This is a genomic window from Kitasatospora sp. NPDC059646 (genome assembly GCF_042734615.1).
In the GTDB taxonomy this organism is placed as follows: domain Bacteria; phylum Actinomycetota; class Actinomycetes; order Streptomycetales; family Streptomycetaceae; genus Kitasatospora.
In genome coordinates this window covers 1-18,871 of sequence record NZ_JBHWDS010000066.1, presented here as the reverse complement: position 1 = coordinate 18,871, position 18,871 = coordinate 1, and the positions used below count along the sequence as shown (strand labels likewise).

At 75.3% G+C, this 18,871-nt stretch carries 16 protein-coding genes; 7 read left to right on the top strand and 9 right to left on the bottom strand.

Annotation, left to right across the window (positions count from 1 at the left end):
• Positions 1–2 precede the first annotated feature (2 nt).
• From ACFV1L_RS32225 to ACFV1L_RS32210, 4 genes are all read right to left on the bottom strand, one after another.
• Positions 3–827 (bottom strand): hypothetical protein, encoded by an 825-nt coding sequence (locus ACFV1L_RS32225; RefSeq protein WP_380372753.1) that lies wholly within the window; start codon positions 825–827, stop codon positions 3–5.
• A 73-nt stretch (positions 828–900) separates the two neighbouring features.
• Positions 901–2,031 carry a hypothetical protein gene (locus ACFV1L_RS32220; RefSeq protein WP_380372751.1) on the bottom strand — a complete coding sequence of 377 codons (1,131 nt, stop codon included), beginning with the start codon at positions 2,029–2,031 and terminating at the stop codon, positions 901–903.
• 66 nt (positions 2,032–2,097) lie between these two features.
• Positions 2,098–2,754, bottom strand: coding sequence for a cupin domain-containing protein (locus ACFV1L_RS32215; RefSeq protein ID WP_380372749.1), 657 nt, complete (start codon positions 2,752–2,754; stop codon positions 2,098–2,100).
• 241 nt (positions 2,755–2,995) lie between these two features.
• On the bottom strand, positions 2,996–4,585 hold the full coding sequence (locus tag ACFV1L_RS32210; protein WP_380372747.1) for an NADP-dependent succinic semialdehyde dehydrogenase: 1,590 nt from the start codon (positions 4,583–4,585) through the stop codon (positions 2,996–2,998).
• A gap of 369 nt (positions 4,586–4,954) precedes the next feature.
• Between ACFV1L_RS32210 and ACFV1L_RS32205 the strand changes: the two genes are divergently transcribed.
• Positions 4,955–5,377: a helix-turn-helix transcriptional regulator gene (locus ACFV1L_RS32205; RefSeq protein ID WP_380372801.1), complete on the top strand. Its 423-nt coding sequence runs from the start codon at positions 4,955–4,957 to the stop codon at positions 5,375–5,377.
• A gap of 10 nt (positions 5,378–5,387) precedes the next feature.
• Positions 5,388–5,801, top strand: coding sequence for a VOC family protein (locus tag ACFV1L_RS32200; RefSeq protein ID WP_035859126.1), 414 nt, complete (start codon positions 5,388–5,390; stop codon positions 5,799–5,801).
• Between the two features lie 96 nt (positions 5,802–5,897).
• On the opposite strand, the gene sph is transcribed toward ACFV1L_RS32200, so the two are convergent.
• Complete coding sequence (gene sph / locus ACFV1L_RS32195; RefSeq protein WP_380372745.1) at positions 5,898–6,881, bottom strand: sphingomyelin phosphodiesterase; 984 nt, start codon at positions 6,879–6,881, stop codon at positions 5,898–5,900.
• 214 nt (positions 6,882–7,095) lie between these two features.
• On the opposite strand from sph, the gene ACFV1L_RS32190 reads away from it, so the two are divergent.
• Together ACFV1L_RS32190 and ACFV1L_RS32185 are read left to right on the top strand one after the other, a co-directional pair.
• A complete protein-coding gene (locus ACFV1L_RS32190; protein WP_380372742.1) occupies positions 7,096–7,827 on the top strand; it encodes a Clp protease N-terminal domain-containing protein in 732 nt (243 codons plus the stop codon).
• Between the two features lie 142 nt (positions 7,828–7,969).
• Positions 7,970–8,602 carry a GNAT family N-acetyltransferase gene (locus tag ACFV1L_RS32185; protein ID WP_380372740.1) on the top strand — a complete coding sequence of 211 codons (633 nt, stop codon included), beginning with the start codon at positions 7,970–7,972 and terminating at the stop codon, positions 8,600–8,602.
• Positions 8,603–8,788: 186 nt separating this feature from the next.
• Here the strand turns inward: ACFV1L_RS32185 and ACFV1L_RS32180 are convergent, their stop codons facing one another.
• A complete protein-coding gene (locus ACFV1L_RS32180) occupies positions 8,789–9,967 on the bottom strand; it encodes an FAD-dependent monooxygenase (protein ID WP_380372738.1) in 1,179 nt (392 codons plus the stop codon).
• 86 nt (positions 9,968–10,053) lie between these two features.
• On the opposite strand from ACFV1L_RS32180, the gene ACFV1L_RS32175 reads away from it, so the two are divergent.
• Positions 10,054–10,617 carry a TetR/AcrR family transcriptional regulator gene (locus ACFV1L_RS32175; RefSeq protein ID WP_380372735.1) on the top strand — a complete coding sequence of 188 codons (564 nt, stop codon included), beginning with the start codon at positions 10,054–10,056 and terminating at the stop codon, positions 10,615–10,617.
• Positions 10,618–10,668: 51 nt separating this feature from the next.
• Here the strand turns inward: ACFV1L_RS32175 and ACFV1L_RS32170 are convergent, their stop codons facing one another.
• On the bottom strand, positions 10,669–11,823 hold the full coding sequence (locus tag ACFV1L_RS32170; RefSeq protein WP_380372733.1) for a hypothetical protein: 1,155 nt from the start codon (positions 11,821–11,823) through the stop codon (positions 10,669–10,671).
• Between the two features lie 268 nt (positions 11,824–12,091).
• Positions 12,092–12,751, bottom strand: coding sequence for a class I SAM-dependent methyltransferase (locus tag ACFV1L_RS32165; RefSeq protein WP_380372731.1), 660 nt, complete (start codon positions 12,749–12,751; stop codon positions 12,092–12,094).
• 204 nt (positions 12,752–12,955) lie between these two features.
• On the opposite strand from ACFV1L_RS32165, the gene ACFV1L_RS32160 reads away from it, so the two are divergent.
• A complete protein-coding gene (locus tag ACFV1L_RS32160; protein WP_380372728.1) occupies positions 12,956–13,606 on the top strand; it encodes a class I SAM-dependent methyltransferase in 651 nt (216 codons plus the stop codon).
• Between the two features lie 309 nt (positions 13,607–13,915).
• Here ACFV1L_RS32160 and ACFV1L_RS32155 read toward each other — a convergent pair whose 3' ends face one another.
• A complete protein-coding gene (locus ACFV1L_RS32155) occupies positions 13,916–14,887 on the bottom strand; it encodes a helix-turn-helix transcriptional regulator (protein WP_380372726.1) in 972 nt (323 codons plus the stop codon).
• Positions 14,888–15,053: 166 nt separating this feature from the next.
• Here ACFV1L_RS32155 and ACFV1L_RS32150 point away from each other — a divergent pair, with 166 nt between their 5' ends.
• Entirely contained in the window at positions 15,054–18,830 is a 3,777-nt protein-coding gene (locus tag ACFV1L_RS32150; protein ID WP_380372723.1) for a S8 family serine peptidase, read from the top strand.
• Positions 18,831–18,871 lie beyond the last annotated feature (41 nt).

Genomic DNA, 18,871 nt, shown 5'->3' with positions numbered 1-18,871 from the left:
GGTCAGGGCGTCGGCCAGGTCAGGAAGCCGGTGTCGCGGGCCCGGGTGGGCGCGGCCGGACGGGCGGGCGGGGCGAAACCGCCGCCGCGGACGGTGCGCAGCACGGTCCGCAGCAGCCGGGCCGGGCGGATCGCCGCGAGCTCCGCGACCCGGCCGCGGGCCAGCCATTCCCGTTCGGCGGCCGGCAGTTCGGCGGGCAGGTCCTCGGCGTCGCACCCCGGGCGGCCGGCGGGTGCGGCCAGGTGCAGGGCGGCGGCGTGGCGCGGCAGCAGGCCCATGGTGCGCACCCGTAGCCGGGGGCCGGCGTGCTCGCGCACCCGCGCGAACAGCTCCAGCCCGGCCGGGGAGGCGTCGTGCAGCACGTGCACCACGGCGTCCCCGGCCCGCTCCAGGGCGGCCACCAGTCGGGCGTCGAGCGGCAGCCGGTCCGGCGTGAGGACCGGGCACCCCCCTTCCAGGTGCAGCCGGTTGGCCAGCAGCATGGCGGCGATCGCCGGGTCCTGGCAGACCAGCAGCCGGGGGAACGCGTAGTCGTACAGGTCGCCCTCGGGCCCGGGCCGGTGCGGGCGCGGGGCCACCGGGTCCGGGAGGACCGGAAGTCGGGGCTGCCGGGCGAGCGCCGCCGCGAACCGCTCCGCGGACAGCAGCGGCCGGGTGGTGTACCGCAGCCGGTGCGGGCCGCGGTGCAGCGGGAACAGCGTCCGGTCCGTCTCGTAGTACAACTGCCGTGCGGTGAAGGCGAGATGGCCGGGCCGCGCGCAGCGGTCGGCGGCCCGCCGGACGGCCCGGTCGAGCAGGCCGGCGGGTATCGCCGGTCCGCGCGTCACCGCGCACCGCCCACGGCCGGCGGGGCACCGAGGGCCCGGTGCCGCGGGGCCCGGGCCGCCGGTCGCAGGGGGCTCACCGGGCGCCGTCCGCGGGGCGGGCCGACGGGGCGTCAGGGGCCGGGCGCTGGGCCGGCAGGGCCTGGGGCCAGGTGAGGAAGCCGATCCGTTCGGCGCGGCGGCGGGTCTCGGCGGGCGTCTCCGCCTCGGGCGCGGCGGGCGCGGGGGCGGCGAGGGCGCGCTCGACGGCCCGCTCGGCGAGGGCGAGCAGCTTGGCGGGCCGCAGGGTGATCAGCGGGCAGTACCAGCCTTCCACCAGCCAGTTCCGCTCCTGCTCGGTGAGCCGCTGCCAGCCCGGGGAGGCGGCCAGCAGCCACGGCACCGGTCGCGGCGCGGAGAAGTGCCGCAGCCGGAGCGCCTTCGCCGGGGCGAGCACCGCGCGGGGCGCGAGTCCGGCGTCCACCACCCGCCGCCCGGCCAGTTCGGCGCGGAGCGTCGCGGTGCGGGCCAGCGCCGTCAGCGACAGGTCGCGCAGCACCACGACCGGCAGCTCGGCCGGGATCTTCTTCACGTCGTCGACCAGCAGTACCCGGTGGCGTTCCGCGAAGTCGTTGGTGCGCAGGAACGCTGCCACGGCCGGGAGTTCGCAGAGCATCACGGCCCGCGCCTCGACGGTGCCGGGCTTCGACGCCTTCGGCGGGTACTCGGTCAGCCCGGCCGGGAGGTCGCCGTAGACCTCCCGCCAGCGGCCGATCACCCGGCGCTCGAACTCCGGCAGCTGCATCCCGGGCCGCATCGGCGTGTCCGCCTTGAGCCGGCGCGAGCCGGCGAACTGCTGCCCCGACAGGATCGCGGCGACCAGCGCGACGGGCCCCAGCAGGAACCAGGCGAAGCCGCCGATCCCGGCCGCCAGCGAGACGGCGATCAGCGCGACCACGGCCAGCACTGCGCCGCCGGCGGCGCTGCCCTCGTGCTCGTCGCTGCTCGGGAACCGGTACAGGCGGCGCTCGTTGAGCCAGTACAGCTGCTCCACGGTGATCCGCAGCCCGTCGGGGGTGGCCTTGGCGACCAGGTCGCGGAACTTGGTGTCGTGCAGCCGGCCCGGCTCCACCTTCGGGTCCAGGGCGAACGCCTTGCGGCAGCGCGAGCAGGTGTGCCCGCTGCGGTTGCGCTGGAGCAGGTTGGTCTGGCAGTGCGGACAGATCATCGGGCGTTCTCCCGGTTCATCGGGCGTGCTCGATCGGGGGCGTGGTCGTGGGGCGGGACGGGCGCGTCACCGGGAGTCCTCCAGGGCCGCCGCGATCCGGCGCAGCCGGAGCGCCAGCCGCTCCCGGACGGTCACCGTACCCACCCGCTGACGGGCCGTCACCTCGCGCAGCGCCGCTGCGAGTTCGGCCTCGCCGCGCTCCTGGGCGACCTCGGCGGTGATCGCGTAGTCCTCGTGGTCGATGCCGTAGCCGGTGTTCGCGGCGAGGATCGCCAGCCGGTCGGTGCCGCGGTTGCCGAACGAGTGCGGCATCAGCTCGGGGATCCGGATCAGCGTGCCGGGCGCCAACTCGACCTCCGCCACCCGGCGCCGGCGCTCGTCGTACAGTCCGCAGGACGCCGGGCCGAGCGCCAGCACCAGGTGCTCGCCGCCGTGCGCGTGCGGGGTGAACGCGGTGTGCGGTGCGACCAGGCCCAGCTTGTAGGTGGCGTTCGACGGCCGCTCCGGAGAGGTCTTCGCGTCGCCGATGAAGTAGTGCGCGAACTGCCGGTCGTCGATGAACCGCAGCAGCCCGCTGTCCGGATCGTCCGGGCCGAGTTCCCGCACGCCCGCGCGGTCGGCGCGCAGCACCCGCCCGTCCGGGCGCAGCCGGTACAGCTCGGCGCCGTCCGGCAGCGCGGACGCCTGTCGTGCCAGGCTCCGCAGCCCCCCGCGTATCGACACTCACGACCCCCTCGTCGGTGCTCTGCGGCGATGCTACCCGGGCTGCCGGGCCCGCTGACCAGCGGGATACTCGAACAGATGCTGAATTCTGCGGAGGTGATGGCGATGGCCGCGACTGCTGCCGGAACTCCCGGTCCCCGCCCGGTGCGCGGGACCTGGGCCTGGCTCACCGAGAAGCACAACTCCTCGCTGGTCTTCCTGCTGGCCCTGTCGCTGGGCCTGGCGCTGGTCGCCCCGCAGGTCACGCAGCTCTGGCTGCTGATCGTGTTCGCGGTGGTGTGGGGCGTGACCGTGGTGGCCTTCTTCTCCCAGTTCTGGGGCCGCCACGAGCACGCCCACCCGCGTCAACGCGCCCGGCACGCCGCCTGAGCGGCCGGCCGCGGCGCCCCGCCCGCGGCGCGGCCGCCGGCCCGGGGGGCGGGCCCGCGGGGGCGCAACTGCCCGGCCACACCGGGGGGTTGTGTGAGCACAAGGGGGTGGCGTGACCGGACAGCTCCCGCCCGTAGCCGGAGCGCTTGATCCCGCCGAACGGGAACGCCGGGTGGGAGGCCGTCATCCCGTTGAAGAACACCCCGCCGGCGCGCAGGTCGCGCACGCACCGCTCGCGGTCGCCGTCGTCGCGCGTCCACACGTTGGAACTCAGGCCGAACGGCGTGTCGTTGGCGATCGCCACCGCCTCGTCCAGGTCGCCGGCCCGGTACACGGTGGCCAGCGGGCCGAACGCCTCCTCGCGGTGGATCCGCATCCGCGGCGTCACGTCGGTGAGCACCGTCGGCAGGTAGTACCAGCCGTTGGCCAGCGCCGGGGCGTCCGGCCGCCGGCCGCCGCAGGCGACGCCCGCGCCGAGGCCGACAGCGTCGGTGACCAGCTCCTCCAGGTCGGTGCGCCCCTGCTCGGTGGCGAGCGGGCCGACCTCGGTGGCGTCCGCCATCGGGTCGCCCACCGTCAGCGCCCGCATCCGCGCGGTGAACCCGGACAGGAACTCGTCGTACACGGCCGTGTGCACGATGAAGCGCTTCGCCGCGATGCACGACTGGCCGTTGTTCTGCACCCGGGCCGTGACCGCCCGCGCGACCGCGGCCGGCACGTCCGCCGACGGCAGCACCAGGAACGGGTCGCTGCCGCCCAGTTCGAGGACGGTCTTCTTCACCTCGTCGCCGGCCACCCGGGCCACCGCGCGGCCCGCGCCCTCGCTGCCGGTCAGCGTCACCGCGGCGATCCGCTCGTCCCGGATCAGCGCCTCCACCGCGCGGGAGGGGATCAGCAGGGTCTGGAAGCAGCCCTGCGGGAACCCGGCCCGGGCGAACAGCTCCTCCAGGGCGAGCGCCGTGCGCGGCACGTTCGACGCGTGCTTGAGCAGGCCGACGTTGCCGGCCATCAGCGCGGGCGCGGCGAACCGGATCACCTGCCAGAACGGGAAGTTCCACGGCATCACCGCGAGCACCGGGCCCAGCGGCCGGTAGCGGACGAACGCCGACACCCCGCCGGAGTCCTCGACGTCCTCCTTCGCCGGATGCTCGTCGGCGAGCAGTTCCTCGGCCCGGTCCGCGTACCAGTGCATCGCCTTCGCGCACTTCGCGGCCTCCGCGCGGGCCTGGGCCAGCGGCTTGCCCATCTCCAGTGTCATGGTGCGGGCGATCTCGTCGTTCGTCTGCTCCAGCAACTCGGCCGCGCGGTGCATCAGTTCGCTGCGCTGCGCGAACGTGGACAGCCGCCACGACTCGAACGCGGACTGCGCCCGGGCCAGCCGGGCCTCCACGCCCGCCTCGTCCAGCGGATCGAAGACCTCGACGGTGCGGCCGTCGGCCGGATTGACGGTGGCGATGGGCATCGGGAAACCACTCCCTGCTCGGACGCCGCCCGGCCGGTCCGGGCGGGGCGGACAACGAGGGGAGCACGCGGAGGTGGCACCCGTGAACGCGGCGCTGCAAGCCGCTGCCCCGCCTCTCGGCCACTCCACCGGACTCCCCGCGTGACCTCGAACCTAGCAGCGGGAAAACCGCGACCGACGCTGCGACGCACCCGTGTGTCGAGTGAATCGGCGCCCGCGCCCCCGGCCGCCGACCCGAGCACCGCCGACCCGAGCACGGCCGGGCCGAGCACCGCCGCCCCGAGCACGGCCGGGCCGACGGCGGGCGGCACTACCCTGGGCGGCGTGCAGATCGACGACCTGAAGCGGCTCCGCAGGGCCCGCGACACCATGGACCGCGACTACGCCGAACCGCTGGACGTCGCCGCGCTGGCGAAGGTCGCGCTGATGTCGGTGGGCCACTTCCAGCGCAGCTTCCGCGCCGCGTACGGCGAGACGCCGTACAGCTACCTGATGACCCGTCGGATCGAGCGGGCGAAGACGCTGCTGCGGCGCGGCGACCTGTCCGTCACCGAGGTCTGCATGGCCGTCGGCTGTACCTCGCTCGGCTCGTTCAGCACCCGCTTCACCGAGCTGGTCGGCGAGAGCCCCAGCGCCTACCGGGCCCGCGACCACAGCGCCGCCGAGCACATCACCGCCTGTGTGGCGATGTACCTGACCCGCCCGATCCGCGGCACCGGCACGGGCCGGCCCGACAGCTCCGCCGCGCGGCCGATCAGGAACGGAGAAGCGGAAGCGGGCGCCGATCAGTAGCGTCGGAGGCATGGACATCAAGCTTTCGCAGTGCTTCATCGCCGTCGACGACCACGAGGCCGCGCTCGGCTTCTACCGGGACGCGCTCGGACTGGAGGTGCGCAACGACGTCGGCTTCGAGGGGATGCGCTGGGTGACCCTCGGCTCGCCGACCCAGCCCGAGGTGGAGGTCGTGCTGGAGCCGCCGGTCGCCGACCCGGGCGCCACCGACGCCGACCGGCAGGCCGCCGCCGAACTGCTCGCCAAGGGCCTGCTGCGCGCCGTCAACTTCCGCACCGCCGACTGCGACGCCACCTTCGAGCAGATCCGGGCCTCCGGTGCGGACGTGCTCCAGGAGCCGATGGACCAGCCGTACGGGGTGCGGGACTGCGCCTTCCGCGACCCGGCGGGCAACATGGTCCGCTTCGCCCAGCCCCGCAAGTGACCGCCTGACCGGCGCCGACCCGGGCGCCGTCCGGAGCTCCCTCCGGGCGGCGCCCGTCCGCGTGCTGACGGCGGACCGGCTCCGGCCCGCCTCCGGTCAGCCGGCGATCAGCGGGTAGTGGTCCGACAGGTCGGTGTAGGTGTACGAGGTGCCCCAGCTGCTGACCGTCCACGGCGCGCTGTGGAAGCGGTGCACCGTGTTGGTGTACTGCTGCGGCCGGGCGTGGTCGGCCCGGTAGAGGACGTAGTCGAGGTCCTCCTTGGGCTCGCCCGGGTAGCGATAGGCGGCGATCGAGTTGTCGACCGTGTCGAAGGAGTTCGCCCAGCCGTCGCGGGTGGTGGCCGGGGCCAGGTTGCCGTTGGCCAGCAGCGCCGGGTACTCGCTGCCGTGCGAGTCGATGTTCAGGTCGCCGGCCAGCACGACCGGCTCGCTCGCCGGGATCTGCTTGGCGTCCAGGAAGGCCTTCATCGCGCGCAGCTGACGGCCCCGGATATCGGCCGCCTGGCCGCTGGAGCACCCCGAGTCGGTGGACTGCAGGTGGGTGCCGACCACGTGGGTGCGCTGCCCGTTCACGTCGAGCTGCGCGTACACGAAGCCCTTGTTGGACCACCAGTCGGAGCCGCAGGCGTCCTTGAAGACGTACTGCTCCTTGCGCAGGATCGGCCACTTGCTGAGCAGCAGCACCCCGCCGTCCTCGGGGGTGGCACTGCTGTAGCTGCCGGAGGTGGCGTCCCAGCCGCCGGTGGAGCGGCCGACCACCGGCGTGTGGTACGGGTACGCGGCCGAGGCCCTGGAGACCAGCGCGTCGGAGCTCGCGTTGTCGAACGCCTCCTGCAGGACGACCACGTCGTGGCCCTGGAAGAAGTCGGCGCCCGCGATGGCCTGCGCCCGGTACGCCTGGCCCCAGTTCGGGTACAGGTTGGTGCTCATCAGGAAGGTGTTGTAGCTGAGCACGTCCAGCGGGGCGACGGTGAGCGGGGCGCTCTCGGCGTGCGCGGCGGTGACGGCCTGAGGGGTCGTCAGCAGGGTTCCTGCGGCGGCGATCACGGCGGCGAGGCGGGCGGCGCGGGACACGGGCATCGTGGCTCCGGAACAGGGAGAGGGTGGATGGTGCCGGTGGATGTTGTGCAGTCAACTCGGGGCGGAGTGACGGGGACAAGACACCGGAGGACGGGTGGGTGAACTCGGCCGAAACAGTGCCTACCGGCGAGTAGCGAGTGGCCGGAACCAGGGCGGACCGACAGGTGTCAACCAAAGGTTGACACCCTCGGAAGTGTCAACCTAAGGTTGCCTCATGGCTGACACCACGGGAGCGAACCCCTCCATCCGGCTCGACGACCTGATCGAGGGCATCAAGAAGTCCCACACCGGAGCGCTCGACCAGCTGTCCAGCGCCGTCCTGGTCGCCGACCACCTCGGCGACATCGCCGACCACCTGATCGGACACTTCGTCGACCAGGCCCGCCGCTCCGGCGCGTCCTGGACCGACATCGGCCGCAGCATGGGCGTCACCCGGCAGGCCGCGCAGAAGCGCTTCGTCCCGAAGGACCCCGGCGAGGTCACCGGGATCGACACCGCCCAGGGCTTCAACCGCTTCACCCCGCGCGCCCGCAACGTCGTGATGGCCGCGCACCAGGCCGCCAAGGCCGCCCACAACCCCGAGGTGCGCACCGAGCACCTGCTGCTCGGCCTGCTCACCGAGCCCGAGGGCCTCGGCGCCGCCTACCTGACCACGCAGGGCGTCACCCTGGACGCCGTCCGCGAGGCGGCGCTCGCCGCCCTCCCGCCCGCCGTCGAGGACGTCCCGGAACTCGTCCCCTACGACGCCGGCGCGAAGAAGGCCCTCGAACTCACCATGCGCGAGGCCCTCCGCCTGGGCCACAACTACGTCGGCACCGAACACCTGCTGCTCGCCCTGCTCGAACACGAGGCCGGCTCCGGCGTCCTCACCTCCCTCGGCCTCGACAAGGCCGCCGCCGAGACCGCCCTCCTCGACGCCCTCGCCCAACTCGCCCCCGACGCCTGACCCCACCGGAACCCGGCGGGCCCGCCCGGGACGGGGACGGGCCCGCCGCCGCACCCCCCCCCGGCCGAATTCGGTTGACGGCCGATCGGCCCGGACGGTTCGCTGGCGATCGCCACGACGGGCGGACGAAGGGGTGGAGTGCATGGCGTACCGACTTCAGGGACCGGTGCTGGAAGGCGAGTTGGTCCGACTGGAGCCGCTGGAGCAGCGGCACGCCGGGGAGTTGGCGCAGGCCGTCGAGGAGGCCCGGGACAGCTACGGGTTCACCTGGGTGCCGCGGGCCGGCGAGGTCGCCGGGTACATCGAGGCGCAGCACCGGCGGGCCGCCGAGGGGCGGCTCGCGCCGTACGCGCAGATCGCGCGGTCCACCGGCCGGGCCGTCGGGGTGACGGCGTACTGGGAGCCGCGGACGCTGCCGGACACCGACGAACTGTTCGCCGTGGAGGTCGGGTTCACCTGGCTGGCCGCCTCGGCGCAGGGGACGGGCGTCAACGCCGAGGCGAAGCTGCTGCTGTTCCAGCACGCGTTCGAGCAGTGGGGCGTGGCCCGGGTCGACCTCAAGACCGACGCCCGCAACGCCCGTTCGCGCGCCGCGATCGCCGCCCTCGGGGCCCGGTTCGAGGGCGTGCTGCGCAAGTCCGGCCGCTCCTGGGTGCCCGGCGAGGACGGCGGCCTGCGGGACACCGCGGTCTTCTCGGTCATCGACAGCGAGTGGCCGCGGACCCGGGCCGCCCTGCGCGAGCGCGTCGCCCGCTACCCCCGCCCGCCCCGGTAGCCCGTCACTCGGCGTGCGGCGGCGGCGGATTGGCCGGGCCGGGCGGCGGCGGGGGCGCGCCGCCCATGCCGGTCGGCTTGCCGGACGGGGACTTCTGCGGGGCCACGGCGTTCCTCCTCGGGCCGTGCGGCGGCCGGGCCGCCGCGCCGGTGCGGTCATCTGCTGCGTTCCCGACCGGGCGCCCGGCTATGCGGGGCGCGGCGCCGATCCACCGGGACGGGGCGGCTCCCAGGCGTGGTGGCGCAGGATCGCCCGCAGCTGCGGCCCCGCCGGGGCCAGCCGCATCGCGGCGTTGCGGGCGGCCACCGCGAGCGGGTTCGACAACCCGTGCCCCAGCCGGCCCGCCTGCCGGGCCGCCCGGGCGACCGCCTGGGCGCGCGGACGGCGCACCGCGTCGTACCGGGAGAGCGCGGACGGCAGGTCCGGCGCGTCCGCGACGGCGGCCGCCAGGGTCACCGCGTCCTCCAGCGCCTGGCACGCGCCCTGCCCCAGGTTCGGCGTCATCGCGTGCGCCGCATCGCCGAGCAGCGCCACCCGGCCGACCGCGAACGTCGGCAGCGGGGTGCGCAGTTCGCGCAGGTCGTGGTGGAGCACGGCGGACGGCCCGGTGGCCGCCAGCAGGGCGGGGATCGGCGCGTGCCAGCCGCCGAACCTGGACCGCAGCTCGGCCAGCGGGTCGGCGAACCGGGTGCCGGGCGGCAGCGGCAGCACGGCGTGCCACTCGGCCCGGCCGTCCGGCAGCACGATGTGGCCGAACTCCGCGCCGCCGCCCCAGGTCAGCTCGAACTCGCCGTCCAGCGGGAGCGGTCGCTCGGTGATCGCGCGCAGCACGGCGGCGCCGGTGGCGACCGGCCCCGGGTGCCCGGGCAGCAGCAGGCCGCGCAGCCGACTGCCGACGCCGTCCGCCGCGACCACCAGGTCCGCGTCCAGCGTGCGGTCCGCGCAGCCCACCCGCACCGGCCCGGGCCCGTCCTGATCGACCGTCAGGGCCCGAACGCCGATCAGCAGCGCCCCGGCCGGCAGCGCCGCGCGCAGCAGCCGGTGCAGCTCGGCGCGGGTGATGCCGACGATCGGGCTGCCCACCGCCCGCTCCAGCGCGGCCCCGTCCATCCTGGCCAGCCAGCGCCCGTCCGGGGTGCGGGTGCCGCCCCGGTACTGCCCGCGCGAAGCGGCCCGGACGGCCGCGCCCACCCCGAGTTCGTCCAGCGCCCGCAGCCCGTTCGCGGCCAGCGAGATCGCCGCGCCCGCGTCGTCCGGAGCCTCGGAGCGCTCCAGCACCGTCACCTCCCAGCCGACCCGCCGCAGTCCGAGCGCGGCCGCCAGACCGCCGATCCCGCCACCGACCACCACCGCAGTACCGCGCACCGCCGAACCCCCAGTTCTTCTACAGATGTAGAAGCGACGGTAGCGGACCGAACGGCGCCGCGCGCAGCGGGGTGTTGGATGGTGCCATGGCCACCGACCGACGCACCGTGCTCGCCGACGCCGCCCTCGGCGTCCTCGCCGACCAGGGCATCCGCGGCCTCACCCACCGCGCCGTGGACCGCGCCGCCGCCCTCCCCGAGGGCACCACCTCCGCCTACTGCCGCACCCGCGCCGCGCTGCTCACCGCCCTGGTCCGGCGCCTGGTCGAACTCGACCAGCACGAACTGGAGTCCACGGCCGCACGGGTCGCCCCGCCGCGCACCGCGGCCGAACTCGTCGACGGCCTCGCCCTGCTGGCGCACGGCCGGCTCACCGGCGAGGGCCGCCGCCGCTCGCTCGCCCGGTACGCCTGCGTACTCGAGAGCGTCCGAGACCCGGAGCTGCGCGACATCCTGACGCCCCGTGAGAACACCGGCCGGGACGCCGTCCGCCACCTGCTCGCCGCACACCGGGTCGGGGACGTCGAGGGCCGCGCGCTCACCCTGCTGGCCGGGTTCGACGGGCTGGTGCTGGACGCGCTGGTGCGCGAGCAGGAGGCCCTGCGGCGCGACGCGCTGGAGGGCCTGGTCGCGGCGGCGCTGCGGCCCTGATCGGCGGCCCGGTCCTGCGGCCCTGACCGGCGGCCGGTCCTGCGGTGCTGATCAGCGGCCCGACGACGCCCACTGGTGGACGGCGCCCTGGTGGAGGGACGCGTGGACCCGGTCGCGCAGCTCGTTGGCGTCCGCGTCGGTGAGGGTGCGGTGCAGGTGCCGCAGCACCACCTTGACCAGCAGGTTGTGCTGGTCGGGGCGGGCGCCGAGCCGGGCCAGCGCCTGCGGCGGCAGGTCGCGGCACGGGGTGGAGGAGAGCACCTCGACGCTCTCCACGCAGTCCGCGTCCGCGCCGAGCGCGTCGCGGACCCGGTCGCCGAGGTCCTCCGCGAGGTCGGCGCGGTCGACGGCGATCGACAGGTCGCGGCGGACCGCGGGCAGCGCGGAGACCGGCCGGTACGGGGCCAGGTCGGTCAACTGTCCGGCCACCGCCGGGTCGGCGGAGCGCAGGATCCGGATGTCCGGGATGCCCTTGAGCAGCATCAGCACCCGGTCCAGCCCCATGCCGAGCGCCAGCCCGCTCCACTCCGGTCCGAGCCCCGCCGCCCTCAGCACCCCCGGGTGCGCGAGCCCGCACTCGGCGACCTCCACCCACTCGGCGCCGGCCCGCACGTCCAGTTGACGGCCCGCCAGGGTGTACGGGTGGACCCGGTCCTCGGTGCGGTGCTCCGCGCCGGGCAGCAGCGCCCCGGACAGCACGGCGACCATCTCCGTCAGGTCGGCCGGCCCGGCGCCCGGCCGACGGCGGGTCAGGTACCACAGGTCGAGCTGGTGCGGGGTGCCGGTGTGCAGGCGGTCGATGCTGTCGCGGCGGTAGACCAGACCCGGGCAGACCAGCAGGACGGAGCCGGGGGCGTCGGGGTCGGCGGCGAGGGTGCGCAGCGCGCCCGGCACGAGCGCGGAGGAGTGGCTGCGCAGCATCCGGCCGCCGTCCACGTAGCGGGTGTAGCGGGCGTCCCGAGTGACGTCGTCGGCACGGTAGTTGAGGTGGTCGTAGTTGTCGGCGACGGTGACGATCCGCTCGCCGCGATGCAGCCGGACCGGGCAGGACCAGTGCCGGGAGAGCGCCCCGGCGGCGCGGTCGACCAGCAGTTGCAGGGCGTGCGGGCCCTCGGTCGGGTCGCTCAGATCGCGCACCGCGAGATCGCGGGCGAGCTGGTCGGCGGAGAGCGGAACGGGGGCAGGAAGGGGAACGCGAACGGACATGGCTGGGCCTCCGGGCCTCGGCGGGAAGGGTGTCGACACCACACCCCCCGGCCCCTGGGCACGACCCGCCGACCGGGACCGAGCCGCTCAGCCGAACTGCACTACCGGCACGGCGAAACCCGACCCCTGCGGCACCCATCGGGAGCCGGGGGGCCGGTAAATCGGCGAGAGATCGCTACGACGGCCACGAGCGGATTCTAGGCACCCGGCCCGCGCCGCCCGCAACGGGTTTTCCCGCCCCCGGACGGCTTCGCGGGCGGTGGCAGGCTCACCTGCCCCGCCCGCCGGGCGGCCCCTGGGCGCGGCTCAGCACCCAGACGCCGTAGGACTCGGTCGCGGGGTGGAGCTGGTAGGTGCCCGCCCGCAGGTCGACGCGGAGGCCGGCGGCGGTGAGGTCCGCCTCGAACTCGGCCGCGGTGTAGGCCCGGGCGTGCGGCGGCCGGTCCTGGAGGTGGAAGCCGACCAGGATCCGGCCGTTGCCGCCGAGGACGGCCCGCATCGCGCGCAGGGCGTCGCGTTCGGTGCCCTCGGCCAGGTAGAGCATGACGTTGCCCACGCAGACGACCAGGTCGAACGGGCCGTCGTCGGGGCCGAGGTCGAGGATGTCGCGCTCGTCGATCGGCAGGCCGGGGTAGGTCTCCCGGGCCTGCCGGACCAGCGCCTCGTCGGGCTCGATCGCGACCACGTCGTGCCCGCGCCGCAGCAGCGCCGCAGTGACCCGGCCCATGCCGGCACCGGCGTCGAGCACCCGGGCGCCGCGTGCCAGGAGCGCGTCGGCGAGCCGGGCCTCACCGTCGATGTCCTCGCCGGACGCGACGAGCTCGGCGAACCTCTTGCCGAAGCTTCCGCTGCTGCCCGCCTCCTGCCACCGGGTCCGAGGCGTCGCCCTCGGGGTGGGGCGTCCGGGTGCCGACGTGCTCCTGTTCATGCTCCGATCCTAGGCGTCGCCCGCAGGGGTCCGGCCCGGCGGGTCCCGGCGCTCGACGGTGCTGCGCACGCGGGAGGCCGTCCGGCCGAACACGGGCGGCCGTCGGTGACGACGGAGCACGGCTGGCATGACTCCCCGATCGCTTGATCGCCTCTGCGGGCGGAGCCTAGGCTCGGCGCTCTCGACGAGTGGGAGGCGCGGGGGATGGCGGACGGGCAGGCCGGGGTCGGGCGGGCGTACGACGCGGTGGCGGAGCTGTATGCGGCCATGTTCGCGGGGGAACTCGCCGGGCGTGAGGACGAGTTGGCGCTGATCGGGGAGCTGGTCGCGGCCCCGGCCGTGGCGGGGCGCGGGCTGCCCGTGGGCGATCTCGGGTGCGGGCCGGGGGAGGGGACGGCGCTGTTGAGCGGTCTCGGGGTGCGGGCGGTCGGCCTCGACCTGTCCGCCGGGATGCTCGACCGGGCCCGGCGCGCCCGGCCCGCCGAGACCTTCCTGCGCGGCAGCCTGCTGCGCCTGCCGTTCGCCGACGCGAGCCTCGGCGCGGTGCTCGCCCGGTACTCGCTGATCCACCTGCCGCCCGCCGAAGTGCCGCACGCCCTCGCGGAGTTGCGTCGCGTGCTGGCCCCGGGAGGACGCCTGCTGGTGGGCTTCTTCGCCGCCGATCCCGCCCTCGGCGACACCGACCGGCCCGTCCCCTTCGACCACAAGGTCACCACCGCCCACCGCTGGCCCGTCGACACCCTGGCGGCCCTGATGCGCGCCGCCGGCCTGTCCGAGACGGCCCGGAGCGTGCGCCGGCCCGGCCCGGGCGAACGCTTCCCCCAGGCGGCGGTGCTCGCCGAGGCGCGCCCCTGACGGGACGTGGCCGGCGCGAACTCCGGGCGGCGGCGCGAGCTGTTCGAGAGCCTGTTCGTGCTGCCCACGCGGCCGACCCGCTCCCGGCCCACGGCCCTTCGCACGGTGCGGAGCCGGCGGCGGTCGAGTACGCGGCAGGGGCGGCCGCCGCCCGGTCGAGGACGACTGCGCCGAACAGCCCGCGAACAGCGGAGGTCTGCGTCCAGGAGAACGTCCTGGCGCAGATCGGGGGCCTGCACGCCCGCCCGAGCGTGCCGGCCGGGCTCGGGCGGCAGCTCACGCCGCAGGCCCGGGTCCACCAGCCGGCGGTCAGTCGACCCAGCCGCGGCGGTGGGCCTGCCAGCCGAGTTGGATGCGGGTGTCGGCGCGGGCCAGCGACATCAGGCGGCTGATCCGGCGCTGGACGGTGCGCAGGCCGAGGTTGAGCTGCTTGGCGACGGCCGGGTCGGTGGCGCCGGAGAGCAGCAGGGCGAGGATGCGGCGGTCCGTCTCGTCGGGGTCGCCGGCGGGGACGGGGCCGACCGCGAGGCCGGTGCCGGTGCGGCCCAGGGGGTGGGCCCACTCCCAGGTCTGCTCGAACAGCACGGTGAGGACGTTCACCAGTGCGGGCGCGCGGACCACCAGGGCGACCGGGTCCGCGGCGGAGGCGGTGAGCGGGACCAGGGCGAGCGAACGGTCCGCCACGATCAGCTTGGTGGGGACCTGTTCGACCACCCGGACCTGCTGCTGACGGTCCAGCGCCTCGAACAGCGGCCGGGCCGCGCCCGGCTCGTCCAGCGCGCGGCGCTCCAGCACCACCCGGTAGGAGACGCCGCGCGCCACGGCCGCCGACTCCGCCCCGGTCTCGTCGGCGGCCACCACCTGCTGACGGCCCGTCACCAGCGCCAGCAGCTCGTTCTCCGCGCCGGCCTGCAACTGCGCGACGCGGTGGCTGATCGCGGCCCGCCCGGACACCACCTCGATCAGGTCGCGGTGGGCCTGGCCCTCGCGGGTGGTCGCCGAACGGTAGACCTCGGTCAGCGTGGAGGCCGTCAACTCGGCCTCGCGCAGGGCGTGCCGCTGCCCGGTGAGCAGCGCCTCCAGGGCGACCGCGGGGGGAGCGGCGGTGAAGCGGCGGGCCGTGTCGGGGGCGACCAGGCCGCAGGCCTGGAGGAGTTCGAGCGAGCCGATCGGCACCGGGCCGCAGCGGGCGGCCAGTTCGGCGCGGGTCGCCGGGCCGTGGGCCACCAGGTGGGTGTAGACCCGCTCGGCGTGCTCGTCCAGACCTATCGCCGCCAGCATCCGCGCTCCGTTCGCCGTACTCAGGCCGCCGCCCGGACCTCGCCGCCGGCCCCGGAGGGCCGGTGGCGGTTTGCCGCCGGGCGGTGATCCGCCAGGCCACATCATGACCGGTCGGCCCCGTTCTCTGCCAGGCTCACCGGCCATAACCCGACACCTGGAGGCGTTCATGACACGGCCGGCGCGCATACGCGGCGCGATGGCACTGGTGGCGGCGGGCATCCTCGCCACCGGCATGCTCACCACGACCGGACAGGCAATCGCGGCTCAGCCCGGCACCCCCGGAACCCCGCTGACGGGGCGTCAGAGCGCGGCCCCGCGCACCGTCACCCTGGTCACCGGCGACCGGGTGCGGATCAGCACCGGCACCGACGGCCGCACCGCCGTCACCGTGCTGCCCGACGAGCACGGCAACGTCCCGCTGACGTTCACCCAGCAGGAGAACGGCGACCAGTACGTCGTCCCGCAGCACGCCTCCGCCGCGCTCGCCGCCGGAACCGTCGACCGCGGCCTGTTCAACGTCAGTTCGCTGCTGCGCCAGGGCTACGACGACCAGAGCGCGAAGACGATTCCGCTCATCGCCACCTACCGCGACGCGCAGGCCGCCGACGCCAGCCCGCAGTCCCGCGCCCGGGCCGCCGGCACCAAGCAGCTCAAGGCCGTCGACGGCGTCGCGTTCACCCCCGCCAAGGACGCCGCCGCCCGCACCTGGAACCAGCTGGTCGGCCCGGACGGCAAGGGCCGCGACGGGCTGACCAAGCTGTGGCTGGACCGCAAGGTCCGCACCGCCAACGACGCCGAGAACCGGCAGATCGGCGCCCCCGCCGCGTGGGCCGCCGGACTCGGCGGACAGGGCGTCAAGGTCGCCGTCCTCGACACCGGCGTCGACGACCAGCACCCCGACCTGGCCGGACAGGTCGAGGCCCGCCGCAACTTCACCGGCGCCGACCCGAACGCCCCTGACGAGGACGTGCACGACGCCGTCGGCCACGGCACCTTCGTCGCCTCCGAGATCGCCGGCACCGGCAAGGCCTCCGGCGGCGCCGAACGCGGCGTCGCCGACCGGGCCCGGCTGCTGATCGGCAAGGTCCTCGACGACAGCGGCTCCGGCACCGACTCGCAGATCATCGCCGGCATGCAGTGGGCCGCCGACTCCGGTGCCGACGTGGTGTCGATGTCCCTGGGCAGCGCCGAACCCACCGACTGCACCGACCCGATGTCCGTCGCCGCCCAGCACATCGCCGAGAGCTCCAAGGCGCTGTTCGTGGTCGCCGCCGGCAACCTCGGCCGCTACCAGTCCGTCAGCTCGCCCGGCTGCGCGCCCGCCGTGCTCACCGTCGGCGCCGTCGACGACAAGGACCGCACCGCGGACTTCTCCTCGCACGGCTCCGTCACCGGCAGCCACACCCTCAAGCCGGAGATCGCCGCGCCCGGCGTCGACGTCAAGGGCGCCGCCGCGGGCGGCCGCGGCGTCCACGCCTACACCACGATGTCCGGCACCTCGATGGCCACCCCGCTGGTGGCCGGCAGCGCCGCCCTGGTCAAGCAGGCCCACCCCGGGTGGAGCGCCGCGCAGATCAAGGCCGCCCTGGTGTCCTCCGCGCTCGCCACCGTCCCCGGCGACGTCCAGCAGACCGGCGCCGGCCGGCTGCGCGTCGACGTCGCCGCCGGCCAGCGCGTGCTCGGCGCACCCGCCGTCGGCTTCGGAGACTTCGCCTGGCCGCAGCGGAAATCCGACTCCCGCACCGTCCAACTCCCGTACACCAACACCTCCGACCGGCCCGTCACGCTCAAGCTGGCCGTGCAGCGCACCGACGGCGACGACGAGTCCGCGATCACCTCGAAGGTCGTCCGGCTCGGCGCCGACAAGGTCACCGTCGCGCCCGGCGCCACCGCGCAGGTGCCGCTCACCCTCGACCCGACCGCGCACCTGACGGGCGGTCAGTACGGGGACGTCACCGGCCGGGTGCTCGCCACCACCGACGGCGGCGCCACCGTCTCCACCCCGTTCAACGCCTACCTGGAACCCGAGACCCTCGCCGTCCGGGTCAAGCTGATCGACCGCGACGGCCGGCCCGCCGCGTCCGACGCCGGCACCAGCATCACCATGGTCGACCTCGGCCAGGCCACCGGCAGCCGCCGGGCCCCCGACGCCAACGGCGAGATCGTCTACCGGCTGCGCCCCGGCACGTACTCGCTCAGCGGCTACGTGGTCACCCCCGACCGGCGCGACACCACCGGCGAGGCCGCCCCGACCGGCGTCACCGCGCTCGCCATGCCCGAGATCCAGCTCAGCGAGGACACCGTCCTCACCCTGGACGCCCGCAAGGCGAGCCGGATCGAGGTCCAGGCCGACCGCGACCTGCAGGTCCGCAGCGCCGTCCTCGAACTCGGCCGCTGGTGGGGCGACAAGTGGGTCGACTCCACCGGGGTGCGCACCTCCGTGCTGCCCGTCGAACTCTCCGCCTGGGGCTCCGGAAAGGCCCGCACGGGTGGTTTCGAGTTCGGCAGCTACCTGCGGATGGCCGCACCCGAGGTGGTCCTCAAGGGCGCCGGCCTCACCCTCCGGCCGCACTACGCCCAGTACGCCGCCGAGGCCCAACTCCCCGCCAGTGGAAGCGCGCTGCTCACCGCCGCCGCCAGCGCCGACCCGGCCGACCTGGCCGCCGCCGACGCCCGGGGCAAGTTGGTCCTCGTCCCCGACGACGGCACCTCGCAGCGCACCGTCTCCACCAACGCCGCGAACGCGGGCGCGATCGGCGTGCTGACCTACCGTCAGAGCCCCGGCGTGTTCGGCAAGAGCGACGTCAGCCTGGACGCCCCCGTGCTGCCGGTCACCGCCGACCAGGCCGCCGCGCTGCGCACCGCCCTCGCCAAGGGCCCCGTCACCCTCGACTGGACCTCCGCCGCCGACAGCCCCTACGTCTACAACCTGGCCTTCCACCAGGCCGGTTCGATCGGCGGCCAACAGCGCCACACGGTCCGCGACCGCGACCTGGCCGCCGTCACCGAGAACTGGCACTCCGTCGGCGTGCCCGTGCGGATGAGCGACTACACCAGCATCGAACGCCCGTGGAACCCGTACGCGGCCACCAACGTCGCCCAGGGCCTGGTCGCCACCCCCTCCAGCCGCACCGCCTACTACACCGCGGACGACACCACCTGGCTGCACGACGGGCAGAGCAGCTGGCCGTTCACCGAGTTCATGCAGGACCTGCCGCGCCGCTACCGGGCCGGACAGCAGCGCACCGAGGAGTGGTACCGGGGCGTGCTGCGGCCCACCGCCGGGCACGGCGACGACGGCTCCGCCCTGCTGGTCGGCGAACGCCAGGACGACCTGATCGGCGTCGACTTCACCCGCACCCTGTGGGCCGACGGCAACCCCGACCACACCGGCAGCCAGTCCTACTTCGGCGACGCCGCCGGCGTCGAACTGTTCAGCGGCGGCGCCTCGCTGGGCCGCTCCTGGTTCGGCCCGTCCTTCGTCTGGCAGCTCCCCGCCGAGGCCCGGGACTACACGCTGGTGCTCGACCAGTCCCGGCTGTACCACCGCGACCTCTGGCAGCGCTCCACCGCCGTCCGCACCGAGTTCGGCTTCCGCTCGGCGAACGACCCGGCCGCGTACTCCCAGTCGCTGCCCCTGCTGTTCCCCGACTACCGGATCGACCTGGACGGCAACAACACCGTCGCCGCCGCCCCGCTGCGGACCGCGCTCTCCGCCACCGGCCAGAGCGGCTACGCCCCCGGCCCGCTGACGACCGCTCAGCTGGCGTACTCCTACGACGGCGGAACCACCTGGACGGACGCCGCGGTCGGCCCCGACCGCGTCGCCACCGTCGACCACACCGGCGCGTCCGGCAAGAACGTCAGCCTGCGGGTCACCCTGGCCTCCGCCGACGGCGCCAAGGTCACCCAGACCGTCACCGACGCCTACCGGGTGCGCTGACGCAGCATCCGGCCGGGGGGGGGGGCCCCCCCCCCCCCGCC

What these genes read in the sequence shown, in the direction of transcription:
- ACFV1L_RS32220 (WP_380372751.1), bottom strand. Translation starts at nt 2,031, where the DNA reads ATGATCTGTCCGCACTGCCAGACCAACCTGCTCCAGCGCAACCGCAGC.
- ACFV1L_RS32155 (WP_380372726.1), bottom strand. Translation starts at nt 14,887, where the DNA reads ATGCTGGCGGCGATAGGTCTGGACGAGCACGCCGAGCGGGTCTACACC.
- ACFV1L_RS32165 (WP_380372731.1), bottom strand. Translation starts at nt 12,751, where the DNA reads ATGAACAGGAGCACGTCGGCACCCGGACGCCCCACCCCGAGGGCGACG.
- ACFV1L_RS32200 (WP_035859126.1), top strand. Translation starts at nt 5,388, where the DNA reads ATGGACATCAAGCTTTCGCAGTGCTTCATCGCCGTCGACGACCACGAG.
- ACFV1L_RS32190 (WP_380372742.1), top strand. Translation starts at nt 7,096, where the DNA reads ATGGCTGACACCACGGGAGCGAACCCCTCCATCCGGCTCGACGACCTG.
- ACFV1L_RS32185 (WP_380372740.1), top strand. Translation starts at nt 7,970, where the DNA reads ATGGCGTACCGACTTCAGGGACCGGTGCTGGAAGGCGAGTTGGTCCGA.
- ACFV1L_RS32150 (WP_380372723.1), top strand. Translation starts at nt 15,054, where the DNA reads ATGACACGGCCGGCGCGCATACGCGGCGCGATGGCACTGGTGGCGGCG.
- ACFV1L_RS32175 (WP_380372735.1), top strand. Translation starts at nt 10,054, where the DNA reads ATGGCCACCGACCGACGCACCGTGCTCGCCGACGCCGCCCTCGGCGTC.
- ACFV1L_RS32205 (WP_380372801.1), top strand. Translation starts at nt 4,955, where the DNA reads ATGGACCGCGACTACGCCGAACCGCTGGACGTCGCCGCGCTGGCGAAG.
- ACFV1L_RS32160 (WP_380372728.1), top strand. Translation starts at nt 12,956, where the DNA reads ATGGCGGACGGGCAGGCCGGGGTCGGGCGGGCGTACGACGCGGTGGCG.
- ACFV1L_RS32170 (WP_380372733.1), bottom strand. Translation starts at nt 11,823, where the DNA reads ATGTCCGTTCGCGTTCCCCTTCCTGCCCCCGTTCCGCTCTCCGCCGAC.
- sph (WP_380372745.1), bottom strand. Translation starts at nt 6,881, where the DNA reads ATGCCCGTGTCCCGCGCCGCCCGCCTCGCCGCCGTGATCGCCGCCGCA.
- ACFV1L_RS32210 (WP_380372747.1), bottom strand. Translation starts at nt 4,585, where the DNA reads ATGCCCATCGCCACCGTCAATCCGGCCGACGGCCGCACCGTCGAGGTC.